Annotated in this window: 17 protein-coding genes; 15 read left to right on the top strand and 2 right to left on the bottom strand. The window is 35.0% G+C overall.

The window, feature by feature from the left end; genetic code table 11:
- Window positions 1–294: 294 nt before the first annotated feature.
- The 10 genes from AC6CHR_RS17605 (at window position 295) to AC6CHR_RS17560 (ending at window position 10,055) form a co-directional block, all read left to right on the top strand.
- Window positions 295–636, top strand: a complete 342-nt coding sequence (locus AC6CHR_RS17605; protein ID WP_498250313.1) for a PadR family transcriptional regulator — start codon at window positions 295–297, stop codon at window positions 634–636.
- Window positions 623–1,246 carry an HAAS signaling domain-containing protein gene (locus AC6CHR_RS17600; protein WP_498250312.1) on the top strand — a complete coding sequence of 208 codons (624 nt, stop codon included), beginning with the start codon at window positions 623–625 and terminating at the stop codon, window positions 1,244–1,246. Before AC6CHR_RS17605 ends, AC6CHR_RS17600 begins: the two co-directional genes overlap by 14 nt.
- A 176-nt stretch (window positions 1,247–1,422) precedes the next feature.
- Complete coding sequence (locus AC6CHR_RS17595; protein WP_498250311.1) at window positions 1,423–2,868, top strand: DUF4153 domain-containing protein; 1,446 nt, start codon at window positions 1,423–1,425, stop codon at window positions 2,866–2,868.
- A gap of 35 nt (window positions 2,869–2,903) precedes the next feature.
- A complete protein-coding gene (locus AC6CHR_RS17590) occupies window positions 2,904–3,476 on the top strand; it encodes a hypothetical protein (RefSeq protein ID WP_498250310.1) in 573 nt (190 codons plus the stop codon).
- 482 nt (window positions 3,477–3,958) lie between these two features.
- The gene (locus AC6CHR_RS17585; RefSeq protein ID WP_498250309.1) at window positions 3,959–4,336 is read left to right on the top strand and encodes a GNAT family N-acetyltransferase; all 378 of its coding nucleotides are present in this window, start codon (window positions 3,959–3,961) and stop codon (window positions 4,334–4,336) included.
- Window positions 4,337–4,539: 203 nt separating this feature from the next.
- The gene (locus AC6CHR_RS17580; RefSeq protein WP_498250308.1) at window positions 4,540–5,865 is read left to right on the top strand and encodes an FAD-dependent oxidoreductase; all 1,326 of its coding nucleotides are present in this window, start codon (window positions 4,540–4,542) and stop codon (window positions 5,863–5,865) included.
- 492 nt (window positions 5,866–6,357) lie between these two features.
- A complete protein-coding gene (locus tag AC6CHR_RS17575) occupies window positions 6,358–7,362 on the top strand; it encodes a DUF3231 family protein (RefSeq protein ID WP_498250307.1) in 1,005 nt (334 codons plus the stop codon).
- A gap of 280 nt (window positions 7,363–7,642) precedes the next feature.
- Entirely contained in the window at window positions 7,643–9,031 is a 1,389-nt protein-coding gene (gene fumC, locus AC6CHR_RS17570; protein WP_498250306.1) for a class II fumarate hydratase, read from the top strand.
- A gap of 165 nt (window positions 9,032–9,196) precedes the next feature.
- Window positions 9,197–9,538, top strand: a complete 342-nt coding sequence (locus AC6CHR_RS17565) for a PadR family transcriptional regulator (RefSeq protein WP_498250305.1) — start codon at window positions 9,197–9,199, stop codon at window positions 9,536–9,538.
- 1 nt (window position 9,539) lies between these two features.
- Window positions 9,540–10,055, top strand: a complete 516-nt coding sequence (locus tag AC6CHR_RS17560; protein ID WP_498250304.1) for a DUF2812 domain-containing protein — start codon at window positions 9,540–9,542, stop codon at window positions 10,053–10,055.
- A gap of 98 nt (window positions 10,056–10,153) precedes the next feature.
- On the opposite strand, the gene AC6CHR_RS17555 is transcribed toward AC6CHR_RS17560, so the two are convergent.
- Together AC6CHR_RS17555 and AC6CHR_RS17550 are read right to left on the bottom strand one after the other, a co-directional pair.
- Entirely contained in the window at window positions 10,154–11,506 is a 1,353-nt protein-coding gene (locus AC6CHR_RS17555) for a HAMP domain-containing sensor histidine kinase (protein ID WP_498250303.1), read from the bottom strand.
- A complete protein-coding gene (locus AC6CHR_RS17550; RefSeq protein WP_498250302.1) occupies window positions 11,503–12,168 on the bottom strand; it encodes a response regulator transcription factor in 666 nt (221 codons plus the stop codon). Before AC6CHR_RS17550 ends, AC6CHR_RS17555 begins: the two co-directional genes overlap by 4 nt.
- A 330-nt stretch (window positions 12,169–12,498) precedes the next feature.
- On the opposite strand from AC6CHR_RS17550, the gene AC6CHR_RS17545 reads away from it, so the two are divergent.
- The 5 genes from AC6CHR_RS17545 (at window position 12,499) to AC6CHR_RS17525 (ending at window position 17,132) form a co-directional block, all read left to right on the top strand.
- On the top strand, window positions 12,499–13,761 hold the full coding sequence (locus tag AC6CHR_RS17545; protein ID WP_498250301.1) for a S1C family serine protease: 1,263 nt from the start codon (window positions 12,499–12,501) through the stop codon (window positions 13,759–13,761).
- Window positions 13,762–13,875: 114 nt separating this feature from the next.
- Window positions 13,876–14,031, top strand: a complete 156-nt coding sequence (locus AC6CHR_RS17540; RefSeq protein WP_498250300.1) for a hypothetical protein — start codon at window positions 13,876–13,878, stop codon at window positions 14,029–14,031.
- Window positions 14,032–14,314: 283 nt separating this feature from the next.
- Entirely contained in the window at window positions 14,315–14,419 is a 105-nt protein-coding gene (locus tag AC6CHR_RS17535) for a YjcZ family sporulation protein (protein ID WP_498250299.1), read from the top strand.
- Window positions 14,420–14,750: 331 nt separating this feature from the next.
- The gene (locus tag AC6CHR_RS17530) at window positions 14,751–16,199 is read left to right on the top strand and encodes a PAS domain S-box protein (protein ID WP_498250298.1); all 1,449 of its coding nucleotides are present in this window, start codon (window positions 14,751–14,753) and stop codon (window positions 16,197–16,199) included.
- Window positions 16,200–16,334: 135 nt separating this feature from the next.
- Window positions 16,335–17,132, top strand: coding sequence for a DUF2935 domain-containing protein (locus tag AC6CHR_RS17525; RefSeq protein WP_498250297.1), 798 nt, complete (start codon window positions 16,335–16,337; stop codon window positions 17,130–17,132).
- Window positions 17,133–17,196: the final 64 nt, after the last annotated feature.

Raw genomic sequence — 17,196 nt, 5'->3', positions numbered from 1 at the left:
CCTAGCTAGGAGTCAGTCGGGTTTTATATTGGTGATTAAGAATAGATAAATAAAGCACCTGTTGAGATAAGAATAGAATAATTTTGATGAAGATGAAATTGGCGATTTTTGTTTCGCGCAATCCGTCGAACCTTCATTAAGTTAAGCGAGATAAAGGCCTAGCTAGGCTGCGCAGAAAAAATTGTATAGCCTAGCTTCTCAGCAAACGGTGCATTTAAAAGCCTCTTGCTTTTTAATCAGATCTATGTAAAATTAGTAAGTATAGATACCTAAATATTCGAGGTAGGTGAAGAAATGTTTGATCGCGAGCTAATAAAGGGGAGTACTTCGTTAATTTTGCTCCAACTTTTAAATGAAAGAGATATGTATGGATATGAATTAGTGAAAGAAATGGAAAAACGAAGTGGAAATGCACTTGAAGTGAAGGAAGGTACGCTATATCCTGCACTCCACAAGCTAGAAAGTAAAGGCTATGTTGAAACATACTGGCAAGAGCAACAGAAAGGGCCTGCTCGTAAATATTATAAAATTTTAGATGAGGGTAAAGTAATATTAACGGAAAAAACGAAAGAGTGGGGTAAGTTTGTTTCAATGATGAATGGGATTATTGGGAGAGACCGTTATGATTCCATCTAAAGAAAAGTATTTGCAGAGGCTATCTCAATCCTTGCCCAAAACGGTTAACAAAGACGATATTATTCGTGAATATGCATTACATATTGAAGATAAACTGGCTGATCAACCACAACTAGAAATAGAAGATGTATTAGAGCAATTAGGTGATCCTGTTGAGCTTGCAAAACAGTACGAGGAAGGTGAACCGATTGCCAAAAGTTTTGTGAGTAAACACTTTGTCTTTTGCAATTCATTGTTTTTTCTTATCGGTGGTTTACTTACGGTTTGCTACCACATGTTTGAGGATTCAATTTTGTCTGATGCCTGGGGGCTACTTGCACAAATTCCACTAACAATAGTAGTTGTGTACACTGTCTTTTGGATGGTGTTAGGATTTGAAATAGGTAGAGAATATGGATTGGTAGGAAAAGGAATATTTTCAAAAACAGTCTTTCTCTGTTTAGTACCAAATGTTTTACTAATGGTCATGACGCTTTTTCAATTTATCCCGACCGAGTGGTTTCAACCAATTTTGACACCAGCGTTTATTGTACTTTGTGTCATCATGACTGTTATGATTTATCCAATAAGTAAAGTATTTTACTATTTAGGAGTTTACCGTTCAGTGTGAAAAAACTTTTAGAAGTAACCCATATACAGGATAAGTGGGGGGCTTCTTAATGTATCCACTAGTACATCGAATTTCTATGTACTAGTGACGACGGAGCCTTTTAATGATCTAAGAAACTAAGGAATTATTATATGTATATACATAGAAATTCTATGTGTATAGAGGGAGTGAATATAATGGAAAGGACAAGTAAAAATTTACTTATCTGCTTAGTGGGAGGACTTCTCTTCCATTATTTATTTTATGGGAAAGGGCTCGGGATATCCTATCCGCTATATGTAGCCGTTCTCTATCTGATTTTTCATCTAAGAGTTCGTTCTAATAGAGAGCGACAGACATTTTTTGATTTGCTACTAATTGGTTCAGCATTATTGATAGCTAGTAGTTTTGCATTATTCAGTAATGGTATCTTATTAGCTTTAAACTTCCTCATTGTACCACTAATCCTTTTTATTCAGATGACCCATTCAAAAAGATGGAATAGAAAGAAGTGGAGTAATCGCTTATTTATTCGCGCGATGTTCATGACCTTTTTTGATACGTTCCAACAATTTTTTAATCAATTTGCTGTTATAGGTAAAGTTGGAAAAGGGGTAATGCAAGATAAAAGTTACCAGACACTAAAGAAAGTAGTCATTGGATTTGTCTTATCAGTTCCATTACTATGGACAATCATTTATTTACTGATGTCCTCGGATCAACATTTTCAGCACTTTTTAGGCAAGCTCCCAATTTGGCTATATCATGCTAATATTGGAAGTGTACTTTTTCAATTATTTATTGTGCTTTTCATCTCACTATGTTTATTTGCCTACTTCATTACATTAGCGAAGCCATTAGAAATGAAGGAAGAACTCGAATTTCATGAAGTGAAAATGGATCAAGTGATCGTAAGTACAATTCTCTTATTACTTAATGCCGTTTATTTCCTTTATGTAACAGTTCAATTTACATATTTCTTTAATGGTGATCCATCGAGTACAGCTATGAATTATACGTATGCAGAATATGCAAGACGGGGATTTTCCGAGCTTACGATTGTCGCAATCATTAACCTTGGTTTGTTATTTTTACTTACTCATGTTGGGCGTTTCCAACAAGATACTTTACCGAAAATAATAAAATTGTTATTAAGTATCCTAGTTATATTTACAGTGATTATGCTCAGCTCAGCTTTCTATCGACTATCGTTATATGAGCATGCGTATGGATATACGTATTCACGTTTGTATGCTCATCTGTTTATGATTCTATTATTTGTCTTGTTACTATTGGCTATGTTCAAGATATATATGGAAAAGTTTAAACTCTTAAGAGCGATGTCAATTGCTACACTAATCGTATATGTGATCGTCAATTATCTGAATGTTGATCAATTTATCATCAGTCAAAATATGAAACGTTACGCTGAAACAGAAAAACTAGATGTTGATTATTTATCGTCACTGTCCTATGAGTCGATACCAGTTCTGATCGAGCAGGATAATCAGTTATTCAACGAACTTCTTAACGAAAAGGCAATGGAATTAAAAATGGGTTCCACAAAATGGCAATCATTTAATCTTTCAAAAGATAAAGCAAAACGTATGTTAGATGAATGGTTACAAAGTGAAGAGAGGTAATAAGCACATTAAAACAGAACAAAGGTGTGAGGTAGATGTCGATTATTATTCTATTTATTTTAGCGGGAATAACTATAATAGCAATCCAATTCTGGATGAAGAAGCATAGAATAATCTCGGTAATATTACTAAGTCCGCTACTAGTATTGGCTGTTATTATTGGCTACTTTTTTTATCAATCTGAGTATCATACAGCGGAAGACTCCTTACAATTATCTGTTAACAAAAAAAATGAAACGTATGTCGTTACAGGGGAATGGAGGGATCGATTAGAGTTCTCTCGATTTCCTACTGATTTTCTAGTGTTCTATGTTCCTGAGAATCAAAAAGTCTCCAATTTAAACAGACCAAGAGTGACTAATATAGAAATGGACTGGGACTTTTTGAAGATGGAAGTAGAAGATGAACTGCAAAAGGAACTTCCTTCCGAGTGGGAGCCACAAGTTTTTGATATCCAAACTGATAAACAATTTCAATTCTCTTTTGTCTTTCCAGAAAATGTCCGGGCTAATGATGTGAAAATATATTATGTACATACCGTTGAGGAGCCGATGGAAGCTTTGGAGTTTTGGTATAAATATATTGATTTAGAGAACCCACAATATTAGAAGAACAATAGTAGATGACCACATGATTCATTGCTAATATAGAAATAAAAGTGTGATTCATAAAGGGGAGTTTACAAGTATGATGAAAAAATATATCGAGGATATAGAAATAGCCTATTTATCCTCATTTTCAACAAAGATAAAAACAAGTTGGGGCTATTTTTTTTATAATGAACATCAACCAAATTATTATGATGCAAATCATGCAATATTTTTACATATCAAGGTGACTATCAAAAAATTATTGAGGAGGTAATCTCCTTTTACTAGGAAAAAAACTTATTCCTAGATTCTATCTATCAAACTATGAGGATCACGAAGATTTTATTTTAGTTCTGAAGGAAAAAGGGTTTGGCTTTGAAGAATTCGATAGTCCTATTCAGATTTGGAAGAAAAAGGTTGAAATCGACAGGGATCCTAATGTAACAATTGAAGAGGTAACAAAAGAAAATAAACAGGCTGCTATCGCCATTGAATGTCAAATGAAAGAATTAGGTGGAGAAATACGTGAGAAGGCATTTGAAGAGGAATTCGTAAATGACTCATATACTCACTATTTATTAAAATATAAGGGTGTACCATGTTCGACTGCTTGTACTTTTCGTCATGAGCAGGATGCTTGTTTAGAAAGTGTAGCTACTTTACTAGCATATCGTGGAAAAGGGCTGATTGGGCAATTAATTGCCTATATTCAAGAAGAAGTCATAGCAGGTTCAGTTGAACGGCTTTGGGTACAACCAATAAGTGAAAGCGTGGAAAAGGTTTATAAGAAGTCAGGATTTGCAACGATAATGACATTGAAAAGCGGTCATGCGTTTTTAGTAGGAAAAAGTATTGAAGAGATTAGGAAAGGGCTTTAGAATCGTTTAAATCGTAGGCTAGTTTGTTAGGAAAAAGGGTCAACTCGCTTTTTCCTAACTTTTTCATTATACTTTGTGAATAAATTCACAAATAACTATTGTTTTTTTAAACGAGTGGCATTATAATAAAAATATAAATTATGTGAATAACTTCACAATTTAATGTGAAAATATTCACAAACTATTTCTAGGAGGAATAATTGATGAAGATTGCTATAATTGGATGTACTCATGCAGGGACTGCTGCTATCTCTAATATGATTAAATTATACCCAAATGCGAATATAAATGTGTACGAAAAGAATGATAATATCTCATTTTTATCTTGTGGAATTGCCTTACATGTAGGTGGTGTAGTCAAGGATGCAAATGGTTTATTTTATTGTACGCCTGAGGAATTAGCTGATCAAGGTGTAAATATGTTAATGGAACACGAAGTATTGGATGTCGATATTGAAAACAAAACACTTGTTGCTCGGAATCTTGTTACGAATGAAACCATAAATGATAGCTTTGATAAATTAGTGATGGCTACTGGCTCATGGCCTGTTATCCCAAGAATTGAAGGGATTGATATGGAGAATGTTCTACTATGTAAAAATTTCCACCATGCGAATACAATTATTGAAAAGGCAAAAGAGGCAAAAAATATTGTTGTGGTTGGAGCAGGCTATATTGGAATTGAGCTAGTAGAAGCGTTTGAAATGAACGGGAAAAAAGTAACTCTTATTGATGGCGAAGACAGGATTTTGAGCAAATATTTAGATGAAGCCTTTACCGATACGCTTGAAGATGACTTTAGAAATCGTGACATCCGTTTAGCTTTAGGTGAAACAGTGACTAGGTTTGTAGGGGAAGATAAAGTTGCAGCTGTTGAAACAACTAAAGGAACATATGAAGCAGATTTAGTCATTCTCTGTATTGGTTTTCAACCGAATACCAAACTAGTTAAAGGTCAGATTGATATGCTCGAAAATGGTGCAATTAAAGTTGATGAGTATATGAGAACAAGTAATTTAGACGTGTTTGCAGCAGGTGATAGCTGTGCGATTTTTTACAACCCAACAGGAAAGCATGCATATATTCCATTAGCAACAAATGCGGTTAGAATGGGAACATTAGTCGCGAAAAACCTAGTCAATCCAACAATTCGATATATGGGAACACAAGGGACATCAGGTATTAAAATTTATGATCAAAATATCGCAACAACCGGTTTAACAGAAATGATGGGTCTTCGTATGGGGATGAATGTGAAAAGCATCACAATCTTAGAGCATGACCGACCTGAGTTTATGCCAACCTATGAAGACATTCGATTAAAGGTTGTATATGAAGAGGATACAAAAAGAATAGTTGGGGCTCAAGTGATGTCTAAAGTAGACGTTACCCAATCTATTAATACCTTATCTGTATGTATCCAAAACAACATGACAACAGACGAACTTGGTTTTGTCGATTTCTTTTTCCAACCACATTATAATAAGCCATGGAATTTTCTTAACCAAGCTGGATTACAAACAATCTAATCTGAATAAAGCATTTTCTTTCTTTTGTAAAGGCTCTTTTCTAAAAGTTTGTTTCTCTAATACTAATAAAAATCGGCTTTTGGATTTTTATTGTGTAAATTGAAACGATCTCCAAAGGGATATCAGAGTAATTAAACGAAAAGAGCACGAAGATAGGCTGAATTCGTAAAGATTTACTTATTACGAAAAACAACAATCCTTGCGAAAACAGCCTTTGTTAAAAAGGATTAGGCATAGAAGCTCGATTGCTGAGCGTTTCTATGCCTATATTTTTGTTTAGGAAATGATAAAATTCTTGTAATTTGATATGAGCTTTGTGATCTAGCGTCTATCCTCTCGAGGGGAAGAGCTAAACTTCTTTTTCCTACGCTGAACAAGCGCTTGAGCTTTTGTTTTTTACCAAGAGGCGAAAAAACCTTGATGAATAATTTCTCATATGTTTTTCAATAATGGGTATATTATTCCTAGATGTACTGAATAGGAGGTTTTTAGGTGGAGGATAAAACAAACATCCCATTAACTGCTGCGGAAATGTCTAGTTTATGGTCGCAATATTTAAATGACACACTAGCAGTCTGTATGAATACATACTGCTTAGAAAAGGTAGAAGATAAGGAAGCACGTCCCATTTTTGAGTATGATTTAAATGTAGCTAAAAGCAATCTTTCTATGATGCAGGAGATTTTTAAAAAAGAAACATTTCCTATACCAATCGGATTCACGGATCAAGATGTCAATCCTACAGCTCCTAAACTTTTCTCAGATACTTTTGCGTTAATGTATTTACGTCAATTATCCAATATTGCAATGGCATCAAGTAGCACGGCGTTGGGATTGGTAACACGCCCAGATGTAGTGAATTTTTTTAAAAGTGTATTAAAAGCGGGAGTTGAATTGCAGGACCTAACACGAGATTTAATGCTAAAACAAGGAACTTATGTAAAACCCCCATATATAACTACTCCTGACGAGGTTGATTTTGTGGAGAAACAACATTTTTTGGCTGGGTTTTTGGGGAAAAAGAGATCGGTTACTTCAATGGAAGTCACTCAATTATTTTTAAATATTCAAACAAATGCCATTGGAAAGGCACTTATAACAGGGTTTGCGCAGACAACCCAAAATGAAGAAATTAAGCAATATTTGTTAAGAGGGAAACAACTCTCCCAAAAATATATAGACATATTCAGCAATTTTTTAATAAAAGAGGACTTACCTGCTCCAATGGGGTGGGATTCGGCTGTGTCAGATAGTACAACAAGTGTCTTTTCTGACAAGCTAATCATGTATAATGTATCAGCAATGGTTGCGGTAGGTATCGGAAATTATGGAATGTCAATAGCAACTAGTCCAAGAAGAGATCTAGGTAGTAAATATGCGTCATTAATTCCAGAAATTTCGCTTTATGCCGAAGATGGAGCAAACATAATGATTAAACATGGATGGATGGAGGAACCCCCACAGGCAGATGACCGTGAAAGTTTGGTAAAGGGTTAGAATGATGGGGAATAGCTCTTTAGCAAAGTTCAAGATTCTGCAAGCGGGCGTTTATTGATCTAAAAGGAATGTTTGAATTGAATATAGTAAGGGCGTGTTTTGATCAATCATTATTTTCAAAATACGCTCTTTTCATTAGAACCTTTTTTAAAAGGTTGTTGCTGAAATTGAATGAATGAAACAAAGGATGACCGCTTATTTGATTCAGTATATTCCTTTTAAATAGACTAAAAAAAACATACAATAATAGAGTGATATCATATTTCGGAGGTGGATGAGAGTGAGTGATCGGATTGAAAAGGATACGATGGGCGAAATTCATGTACCAGCAGAAAAGTATTGGGGAGCACAAACCCAGCGTAGTAAGCAAAATTTTAAAATCGGTGAAGAAAAGATGCCATATGAAGTCATCACTGGATTCGCAATTTTAAAAAGAAGTGCTGCTAAGGTAAATGAGTCACTAGGTAAGCTTGATACAGAAAAAGCGAAAGCAATCATAATGGTGTGTGATGAAATCATTGCCGGTAAACTAAATGATCATTTTCCTTTAGTCGTATGGCAAACGGGTAGTGGAACACAAAGTAATATGAATGTAAATGAAGTGGTTGCTAGAAGAGGAAATGAAATTCTTCATAAAGATGGCAGTAAACAAATGATCCATCCAAATGATGATGTTAATATGAGTCAAAGTTCAAATGATACCTTCCCAACTGCAATGCATATTGCTGCTGTATTAGCAGTTGAAATAAAACTATTGCCGGCAATTGATCGACTAGTGACCACACTAGAGGAAAAAGTGACGAAGTTTAATCATATTGTCAAAATCGGACGTACCCATTTACAGGATGCTACTCCTTTGACATTAGGGCAGGAGATTAGTGGTTGGTCACATATGCTTCATCAAACAAAGGAAATGACTAAACAAGCTACAAGCTATATGAAAAATCTTGCCATTGGTGGGACAGCGGTAGGAACAGGAATTAATGCTCATCCGGAATTTGGAAGTAGAGTCGCTAAAGAAATAGGGTACTATACGAATATTGATTTTCAGGAATCTATTAATAAATTTCATGCTTTAACAAGCCATGATGAAACCGTTTATGCACATGGTGCATTAAAAGCGTTAGCGGCCAATTTAATGAAAATTGCAAATGATGTCAGGTGGCTGGCAAGTGGGCCACGATGCGGCATTGGTGAATTAAACATTCCTGAAAATGAACCAGGTAGTTCAATCATGCCGGGAAAAGTAAACCCAACTCAAAGCGAAGCGCTAACAATGGTTGTCGCACAAGTAATAGGAAATGATGCAACAATTGGTTTTGCCGCAAGCCAGGGGAATTTTGAACTAAATGTATTTAAACCAGTTATTATTTATAACTTTTTGCAGTCTGCACAACTACTTTCAGATGCGATGATCTCATTTAATGATAACTGTGCAATAGGAATCGAAGCGAATCTTCCGGTCATTAAGGGTTATGTTGATGACTCATTAATGCTTGTAACGGCACTAAATCCGCATATCGGTTATGAGAATGCAGCGAAAATTGCGAAGTTAGCTCATAAGGAAGGCTTAACATTAAAGAAAGCGGCTGTTCAACTAAATTTGTTAACAGAAGAGCAGTTTGATCAATTTGTGATACCAGAGGATATGACGCATCCAAGTGAATAACGATTTCTTTACGACATTTTTATAAGGGGAGTTTTTAAAGGTAGTGGATTCCAAATCCCTGCCTTTTTTAGGGCTACTTGCATTCTGGAAAAATGTACAGTACTATGACGTTATACGATATAACGCAAGTCGATATAAATATCTAGAGTAGTAGGAGAGATTACGATGAAAAACAAATCAGCATCTAGGTTCTTACCTTTGACACATACAACATACTATACGTTAATTGCCCTTGAGAACCCATTACATGGTTATGGAATCATGCAAACGGTTGATGACATTAGTGGGGGTCAGGTAAAGTTGGGACCAGGGACATTATATGGTGCTTTAAGTAAGTTGGAAAAGCAGGGGATTATTAATAAATTTGATAATAAGGATACTGATCGTAGAAAGTTATATATCCTTACTGAACTTGGTAAAGAAGTAGTCAAATTGGAATTTGAGCGTCTAAAACAGTTGGTTGAAGTCAGTGAAGTCTATATAAATAGAATTGGGGGGCCTAAATAGAATGCGAAGAATGGTTAAAGTGTTTTTTGCTTGGCAAGATGGCAAGGAGGAGTCATGGCTTCGCTCAATGTCTAAAAAAGGATGGGCATTAAAAAAATATAATCTCTTTGTTTACACATTTGAAAAAATTAAACCTACAGACTTTATCTATAAATTAGATTATAAAACATCAAAAAATGATGATTTAATAGAGTATATGACTCTATATAAAGATGCAGGTTGGGAGCATGTCACCCAATTTTTCGGATGGCATTACTTTAGAATAGATAAATCGAAAAGTAAACAAGTAGATATTTATTCCGATAACTTATCCAAGATTCAAAAATATAAAGGGTTATTATCGATATTGATTTTGTTTTTATTCATCATTTCGCTACCTGCTTTATCTTTGTTCCTTGTAAATACCAGAGAACTATTAGTGCTATCGATTTTTAAATGGTTGTATATTTTTGAGATTGCCCTATTTATCTTTGCAATTACAAAAGTTTGCCTAAAAATCAGTAAACTAAAAAGTTAATTTCGATCAACAATCAACAATACTTACCTCTTGTAAGAAATAGTGGAATTTTCTTGTCAGAAAATCCACTACTTTTATTGAAAAATAGAGTTACAATACTAATTAAGAATTTCAGATTGAGTACTAGGAATTTTAACGTAAAATGCAGCCCCGTTTTCTTCATTTTCTGCCCAAACCTCTGCATCATGTAGATCAGCAATTCGTTTAACGATGCTTAAACCAATGCCAAATTCACCTTTATGCCCTTTTTGGAAGGGTTCAAAAAGTTGATCCTTAATACGTTCATCAATTGATGGTCCATCATTCCATAATCGTAAAAGAATTCCTTGATTTGATTTAGTTAGTGAGATGGAAATGAGTTTGTTTGCATATCTCAATGAATTTTCCAAAAGGTTTTCGACGAGCTTTTCCCATTGTTCAGAATCACCCAAAATTGTTGCTTCTTCCAATTTAAGCTGCCAATCAAGTGTCGGCTTTGCCCATTTGATCCGATCAACTTCATCTTCAAGTAGCGTATCTAAGCGAAAAGCTTCTTGTGTTGGTGTATGTGTCGATAAGAAGTCCAATTTCGTAAGATAAAGTAAGTCCCTTATCTTTTTCTCGAGTTTTTCAGATTCCTCTTGTATGACATCCATTGTGCTTGTTAAATCCCCTTTAGGAAAGATGCCATCATTTACTGACTGTGCATAACCACGGATGACCATAACGGGTGTTTTTAAATCATGTGAAATATTTTGCAGCAAGGTTTGCTGAGCTTCGTCCTTTGTAACAAGGCGTTGCCTCATTTTTTCAATTGTATGCCCAAGTTTACCAATTTCATCATTCCGATCAACTTCAACAGGTTCATGCCATGCTTGCTCAGATATGTTTTTTACATGTTTTTCAAGCTTTACAAGTGGTTTAGATAAATATTTTGCAAGCCATATCGAAGGGATCCAACTAAATAAAAAGACAATGACCATCACCAGCATTAGTTGCCGAAAAAGGGTATAAACAAGGTCATTTCGGTAGGAATCCCAAGAATAAGAGAGAAGATAACTGTCCTCACCATTGACTCTTAACTTTCGGATCACATAGAAGAGTGTTTGATTCTTCAAATTTTTTTCATACCGTTCAACTGGTGTTGATTGACTTGCTGCTAAATCCTGTGTTTGCTCTATAAAATCATGTGGCAATTCATTGGAATAAAGAAAGAATGAACTCTGAATCGGTAACACCAAATGTGAAACAGAACGATCTCTTTGTTTTGAATCGGCTAATTCGGATCCATTATTTCCGGGATTCCCATATTCGGTTAAGATAAGCTGTTCATTTTCAATCGTTTTATAAATTTCCTTCGTAAAAAAACCACGTAATGTTGTCGGGAAAAGGATAACCAGTAATAAGGATATTACTAGTAATATTCCTGAGAAGACAATCCATATTTGAAATGCTAATGATTTATTTTTCATCCTTTTAGCATCCTGTATCCGAATCCATAAATTGTTTCTAGTTTAAGCTCAGGCATTTTTTTTCGTAAACGCCTGACAAGATCATCAACAACACGATCTGTTCCGAAATAATCAGTGCCCCATAGATTTGTCAAGATTTGTTCCCTAGAAAATGCTTGTCCTTGATTGTGTATAAAGAGCTGTAATAAATCAAATTCCTTTGAAGTCAGACTTAGTTCTTGACCATTTAAGTAGGCGATTCTAACTTGTTCATCGATATGGTAAGGAGGAAGGTTAATCAGTGTCGTTGTTTCCTCAGAATAGGTACGGGATAACAGTTTTTGAGCTCGTATAACCAATTCTCTAGGCAAAAAAGGCTTAGATATATAATCATCACTTCCTAACTCTAAACCCAAGACACGGTCAATATCTGCGTCTCTTGCGGATATGAAAATAACTGGTACATCTGGTGTAGCAACTTTAATTTCTCTTATTAATTGGTAGCCATCAATATCTGGTAGCATAATGTCTAAAATCCATAAATGGGGTGGTTGATTAATAATGCTTCTTGCTTCAGTTCCTGTTAAGCAAGAAGTAACAGACCATCCCTCATTTTTTAAATACATTGTTAGTAACTCATTTAAGTTCTGTTCATCTTCAACGATATAAACGGTGTATTTCATGCTTTCACATCCTCTCAAACGCTATTATACAACGTACAAACATAATCGTTCATTTTTTTCACAATTTCCCATAATTCTTTCATTATTATCCCAAACTCAGGATGTATAGTTACATTATAAGTTAGCAGAACCGCATATTTGCTTCGAATAGAGTCAATTAGTCGTTTTAAAAAAACGAAAGAAGGAATTAAAAGATGAGAGCAATTATATTTACAGGTATTTCATTATTAGTCATTCTAATCGTGATCGGTGGATTCGTTAGTTCACAAGGTATTTAATTTAGATGATCGTGGTTTACTCATTTTTAAAAAATAGTAGGAGGTTTCCTTAATGGGATATTATGACGAAACAGACATTGTACAAGAAAAGGTAAGACCGCGGAGAAGCTTTAAACCGTTATTCACATCACTTCTAAGTGGAGTGATCGGTGGGGCATTAGTTTTGGGTGTGACCACTTTTACAGATCAACAAGAACAACCATCTTTATCATCAAATAACAAAGCAGTTGAAACATCCGTAGAAAATAAAGAGATTGATCCAGGAGCAGAAGTCTCAACACAGAATTTATCAAGTGATTCAAATTCAATCGCTGACATTGTCGATAGTCTTTCACCTGCGATTGTTGGAATAACCAATATGAAATCTCAAACAAATGGTAATATCTTCGGTAACAATGCACCCAATGGTAGTGAGGGCCAGGGGGAGAGTGTTGAAAGTGGAACAGGTTCGGGCGTTATCTTTAAAAAGGAAGGTGATGCCGGCTATGTCATCACAAACAATCATGTTATTGAAGGTGCAAAATCCGTCGAAGTTACTTTATTTAATGGGGATAAAGTTCCAGCAGAGGTAGTTGGAACAGATGCATTAACGGATATCGCTGTTCTGAAAATTGATTCAGAACATGTCACGGTTGTTGCAGATTTAGGTGATTCTTCTGTACTTCGTACAGGTGAGGATGTCATTGCGATTGGAAATCCACTAGGAGAAGAATTTTCGCGAACTGTCACCCAGGGGATTATTAGTGGAGTTGATCGGACAATTGATGTGACAACATCTGAAGGAGATTGGTCTTTGAATGTTCTCCAAACAGATGCAGCAATTAATCCAGGTAATAGTGGTGGACCCCTTATTAATATGAGTGGTGAAGTAATTGGTATTAATAGCTTGAAAATAAGTGAAAGTGGTGTTGAAGGATTAGGTTTTGCAATCCCGATTAACGAGGTGATTCCAACTACTCAAGAATTAATGGAAAGTGGAAAAGTACAACGACCATTTATTGGAGTGGGACTTATTGAAATGAGTGAAGTACCGGCGTATTATCTACAAGAAAATATGAAACTCCCTAAAGATGTAAAGAATGGGGTCATTGTTGGAAATGTTTCACAAGGTTCACCCGCTGATGAAGCAGGTTTAAAACAACAAGATATCATTGTTTCTATGGATGAAACAGCGATAGCAAGTTCAAGTGAATTGAGAAAATATTTATACACCGAAACTGAAATAGGTGAAGAAGTTAAATTAACGATCTACCGTGCGGGAGAAAAAATGACTGTCACTTTGAAGTTATCGAATCGAGATGCGACAAATGCATAGATGACTAAAGTGATCATTGGTTGAATTACACTGGGTCAGCTTCATCTTGATGCGCAAAGTTGCTGATTGTATATTTCAGCATAGCTACTGGGAAGGATAAATCTAAAGGAAGTGATGACGATCAATAAGAATCAAAAGAATAAAGATAAAATTGCACCAGGCATGAACGATGCTGAAGAATTAAATCAGAGCGCCTCTAAAAAAGACGTTCAAGATGGAGATTCAACGAAAGTAGTCACTTTATCCTTAGATGAGGTCGAACCATCATAGTCCCTAATGGCTGAACAACACAAAGTGTTGTTCAGCCATTTTTTGTGGAGATTAGATTGAACGCCACACCAAGGGAAAAAGACTCGACAAAGTATCGATTAGACGCAACGCCATGAATAAAATCCAAACGGAATTCACATAATCATTTCCTATCCTATTTTCAAAAAATTGAAGTTTAGAAGAAAAATGGGTGTTGAAATACGCGATTGTCTTTAACGATCAAGTTTGTTTTGCATATATTGTTTATGTGTTGTTACGTTTCAAACGAAAGAGGTGAACATAAATGGGTTATGAAGGTGGAGGAAATGCAGGAGGTTTTGCATTAATCGTTGTCTTGTTCATCTTGTTAATCATCGTAGGTGCTGCTTACGTTGGTGGCGGATACTAATTAGTTTAGGTCAAGCAATATAAGAATGGAAGAGAGCCTGCCTCGAGTAGGCTCTTTTTTCCATTATAATAGGCATAAAGATTCTGTTTGGTAAAAGGAACGTGCAAGCTTAACATAAATAGGATCAATTTTTCACATTAGGATATGTTTGATTAGATTAAATCTTTTCGTATAATGAAAATACATACATTAACTTAGGAATCTAATAGATTGCTCATTTTAAAAAATCTATAAATCTTGCTGTTAGACCAACAAAGTTTTAGAAAGAAGCCGAATATAAAGTATACATACTATCTTCATAGTTTATGAACAGGTGTGAAAGGAGAACCGCATGACTATCACGAAGGCTAGCAATAAAAGTGAAAAGCTAAAGTGTTTCCTAAAGAATAGCAGATTTTTTAGTCAACAGTTATTTAAGGAACACCAAGAAGGATATTATGCACTCGATATTGATGGAAGGTTTATACAAGTAAATAAAGAATGTGAGAAATTAACAGGTTATTCGAAATTAGAACTTACTAACTTATTTTACGGTGATCTTTTAACAAAAGATTCAATAGAATTAGTAAATAACAGTTTTGCGAAAACTCTTAGGGGAGATATTCAAAATTATCGATGCACACTTGTGATGAAGGATAAGAAGAAATTAGAGGTAAGTGTCACAAATACACCTATAATTGTCGATAATGATGTGCTCGGTATTTATGGATGTGTAAGGGATATTACAAAGAATAAAGAGCAAAAAAGAAAATTGCCTGAGAGTGAACGATTGCATCGGAGTCTTGTTGAGCATTCACCAGATGCGATTGTTGTCATAAAAGATAATTACATCGTCTATTCTAATCTAAGTGCAGCAATATTGTTCGGATTTTCAAAAGGTATTGATTTAATAGGAAAAAAAGTCTTTCAGTTATTTCCGACTACAAATATGGCTTCAATTTTAAGTTCTCTTAACAGGGCTGTTGAGTTTCACCCATCTGCTCTCGTTGAAGAAAAAGTTTTTTGTGAAGGAAAAGAAATTGATGTTGAGGTAAAGGCGGTTCCGACGGTTTTTGAAGAAAGTCCTGCGGTATATCTTATTATTCGAGATATAACAGAGAGAAAGCTTGCACATGAATTTATGGTTAATTCAGAAAAGCTATCAGTTGCAGGACAATTAGCTGCAGGAATTGCACATGAAATTCGAAATCCGATTACTGCAATTAAGGGTTTTTTTCAATTAATGGAGCGAGGAGGATATAAAAAGGAGTTCTTTCCTGTGATTACTGCTGAAATTAATCGGATCGAATTAATTTTGAGTGAATTATTAGCGTTAGCAAGACCACAGCTAGAAAAATATCAGCAAAAAAATATTCGCAACGTTTTACAACATGTTGTGGCTCTAACAAGTTCCCATGCTATTTTACATAATATTCAAATCACTACGAGCATAAAAGAAAAGCATTTAATTGTTCTATGCGATGAAAATAAACTAAAACAGGTATTTATTAATTTTATCAAAAATGCAATTGAGGCTATGCCAAATGGCGGAACTATTACAGTGAGAGCCATCTCTGAAGGAGAAGGATCTGTTATCATCCAAATCATTGATGAAGGCACAGGTATACCGCAGAACTTGTTAAGTGAAATTGGAAAACCATTTTTTACGACAAAGGAAAACGGGACAGGTCTTGGTCTAATGGTGAGCTATGAAATTATTAACCATCACAATGGAGAAGTAAAGATAGAAAGCAATTCAAATGGCACAACCATTTCAGTTATTCTACCAATATCAAAATAAATTTTAAATAGGTCTCTTATGTTTTTCATTCAGTTGATGTCGTTATATCGCATAAAGGTTCGTTGTGAAATAAATCTTTCTAGGACAAGCTACCTCGACATAAATATGAATGAACAACAACTAGGAGGTTACTATATGAAAACGTTTGAAGAGGTAGCGGCGTTTGAACACCAATTTTGGCTCCAAGTATTAGGGGATCATGCTAGGTTTATTTTAGATTCTTTAGCGGTAGCACAGCGAGAAGATATTGATAAGGCTACGAAATTTCGAACTGTTTTTGACAAGTTATTAATGAGGTCTAGGAAAGAAACTGATTTGCATGCACTAACAGCTGAAGCAGAGAAAAGTACTTTAGAATTTCGTGAATTTAAACTTTCGATTATTAGAAGACAGATTGCCGGGAAAATAAAAGTTCATTTACCACCTACCTTTATCAATCACATGGTCAATGAATTAGAGGAATATCTATTGGTTTTGTCTTATTTAAAAAAATCAGAAAAACCACCTATATTTCATGAACTTCACCATCATTTGTTATGGTTGCAAGATGCTGCTGGTCATGCAGGGGCAATAGCGGATAATCTGGACCAAGTGGAAAAACAATTAAAGAGTAAAAGTAAGTTGTTTACGAAGCAATTTGAAGATTTTTATCTTAAGGCTGTTGAACTTTCGGGATATTTAAGAGCAAATATTGATTCTTTTCCTGCCCTTACAAAGATGAACAAAGATGTCGAACTTGAGATTGAGCTTTTTAGAGGCTTTCTAGCTGAAATTGAAGAGATGGAATTAACAAATCAAATGTTAAGTACATTTTCTGCTTTAATGGCGGATCATATGATGCGTGAGGAATGCTATTATTTAATGAAGGTTGCACAAGCTGCTAACACAAAAGAGCCTTCTTGTGATCCGGAAAAGCCAAGATTAGAAGTCTAAGATAGTCGTTCGTTTTGAAGAAAGAAAGGGTCTACTTCCTCTTAGGTTAAGGTGGTAGACCCTT

The sequence above is a fragment of the Metabacillus sp. GQ13 genome (assembly GCF_059758525.1).
The sequence above is the reverse complement of the archived record's forward strand: the minus strand, read 5'-3'. Positions and strand labels throughout refer to the sequence as shown.

Bases quoted from the DNA above. Each gene is read 5' to 3' on its own strand.
- AC6CHR_RS17605 (WP_498250313.1), top strand. From the start codon at position 295: ATGTTTGATCGCGAGCTAATAAAGGGGAGTACTTCGTTAATTTTGCTC.
- AC6CHR_RS17600 (WP_498250312.1), top strand. From the start codon at position 623: ATGATTCCATCTAAAGAAAAGTATTTGCAGAGGCTATCTCAATCCTTG.
- AC6CHR_RS17595 (WP_498250311.1), top strand. From the start codon at position 1,423: ATGGAAAGGACAAGTAAAAATTTACTTATCTGCTTAGTGGGAGGACTT.
- AC6CHR_RS17590 (WP_498250310.1), top strand. From the start codon at position 2,904: ATGTCGATTATTATTCTATTTATTTTAGCGGGAATAACTATAATAGCA.
- AC6CHR_RS17585 (WP_498250309.1), top strand. From the start codon at position 3,959: ATGAAAGAATTAGGTGGAGAAATACGTGAGAAGGCATTTGAAGAGGAA.
- AC6CHR_RS17580 (WP_498250308.1), top strand. From the start codon at position 4,540: ATGAAGATTGCTATAATTGGATGTACTCATGCAGGGACTGCTGCTATC.
- AC6CHR_RS17565 (WP_498250305.1), top strand. From the start codon at position 9,197: ATGAAAAACAAATCAGCATCTAGGTTCTTACCTTTGACACATACAACA.
- AC6CHR_RS17560 (WP_498250304.1), top strand. From the start codon at position 9,540: ATGCGAAGAATGGTTAAAGTGTTTTTTGCTTGGCAAGATGGCAAGGAG.
- AC6CHR_RS17555 (WP_498250303.1), bottom strand. From the start codon at position 11,506: ATGAAAAATAAATCATTAGCATTTCAAATATGGATTGTCTTCTCAGGA.
- AC6CHR_RS17550 (WP_498250302.1), bottom strand. From the start codon at position 12,168: ATGAAATACACCGTTTATATCGTTGAAGATGAACAGAACTTAAATGAG.
- AC6CHR_RS17545 (WP_498250301.1), top strand. From the start codon at position 12,499: ATGGGATATTATGACGAAACAGACATTGTACAAGAAAAGGTAAGACCG.
- AC6CHR_RS17540 (WP_498250300.1), top strand. From the start codon at position 13,876: ATGACGATCAATAAGAATCAAAAGAATAAAGATAAAATTGCACCAGGC.
- AC6CHR_RS17535 (WP_498250299.1), top strand. From the start codon at position 14,315: ATGGGTTATGAAGGTGGAGGAAATGCAGGAGGTTTTGCATTAATCGTT.
- AC6CHR_RS17530 (WP_498250298.1), top strand. From the start codon at position 14,751: ATGACTATCACGAAGGCTAGCAATAAAAGTGAAAAGCTAAAGTGTTTC.
- AC6CHR_RS17525 (WP_498250297.1), top strand. From the start codon at position 16,335: ATGAAAACGTTTGAAGAGGTAGCGGCGTTTGAACACCAATTTTGGCTC.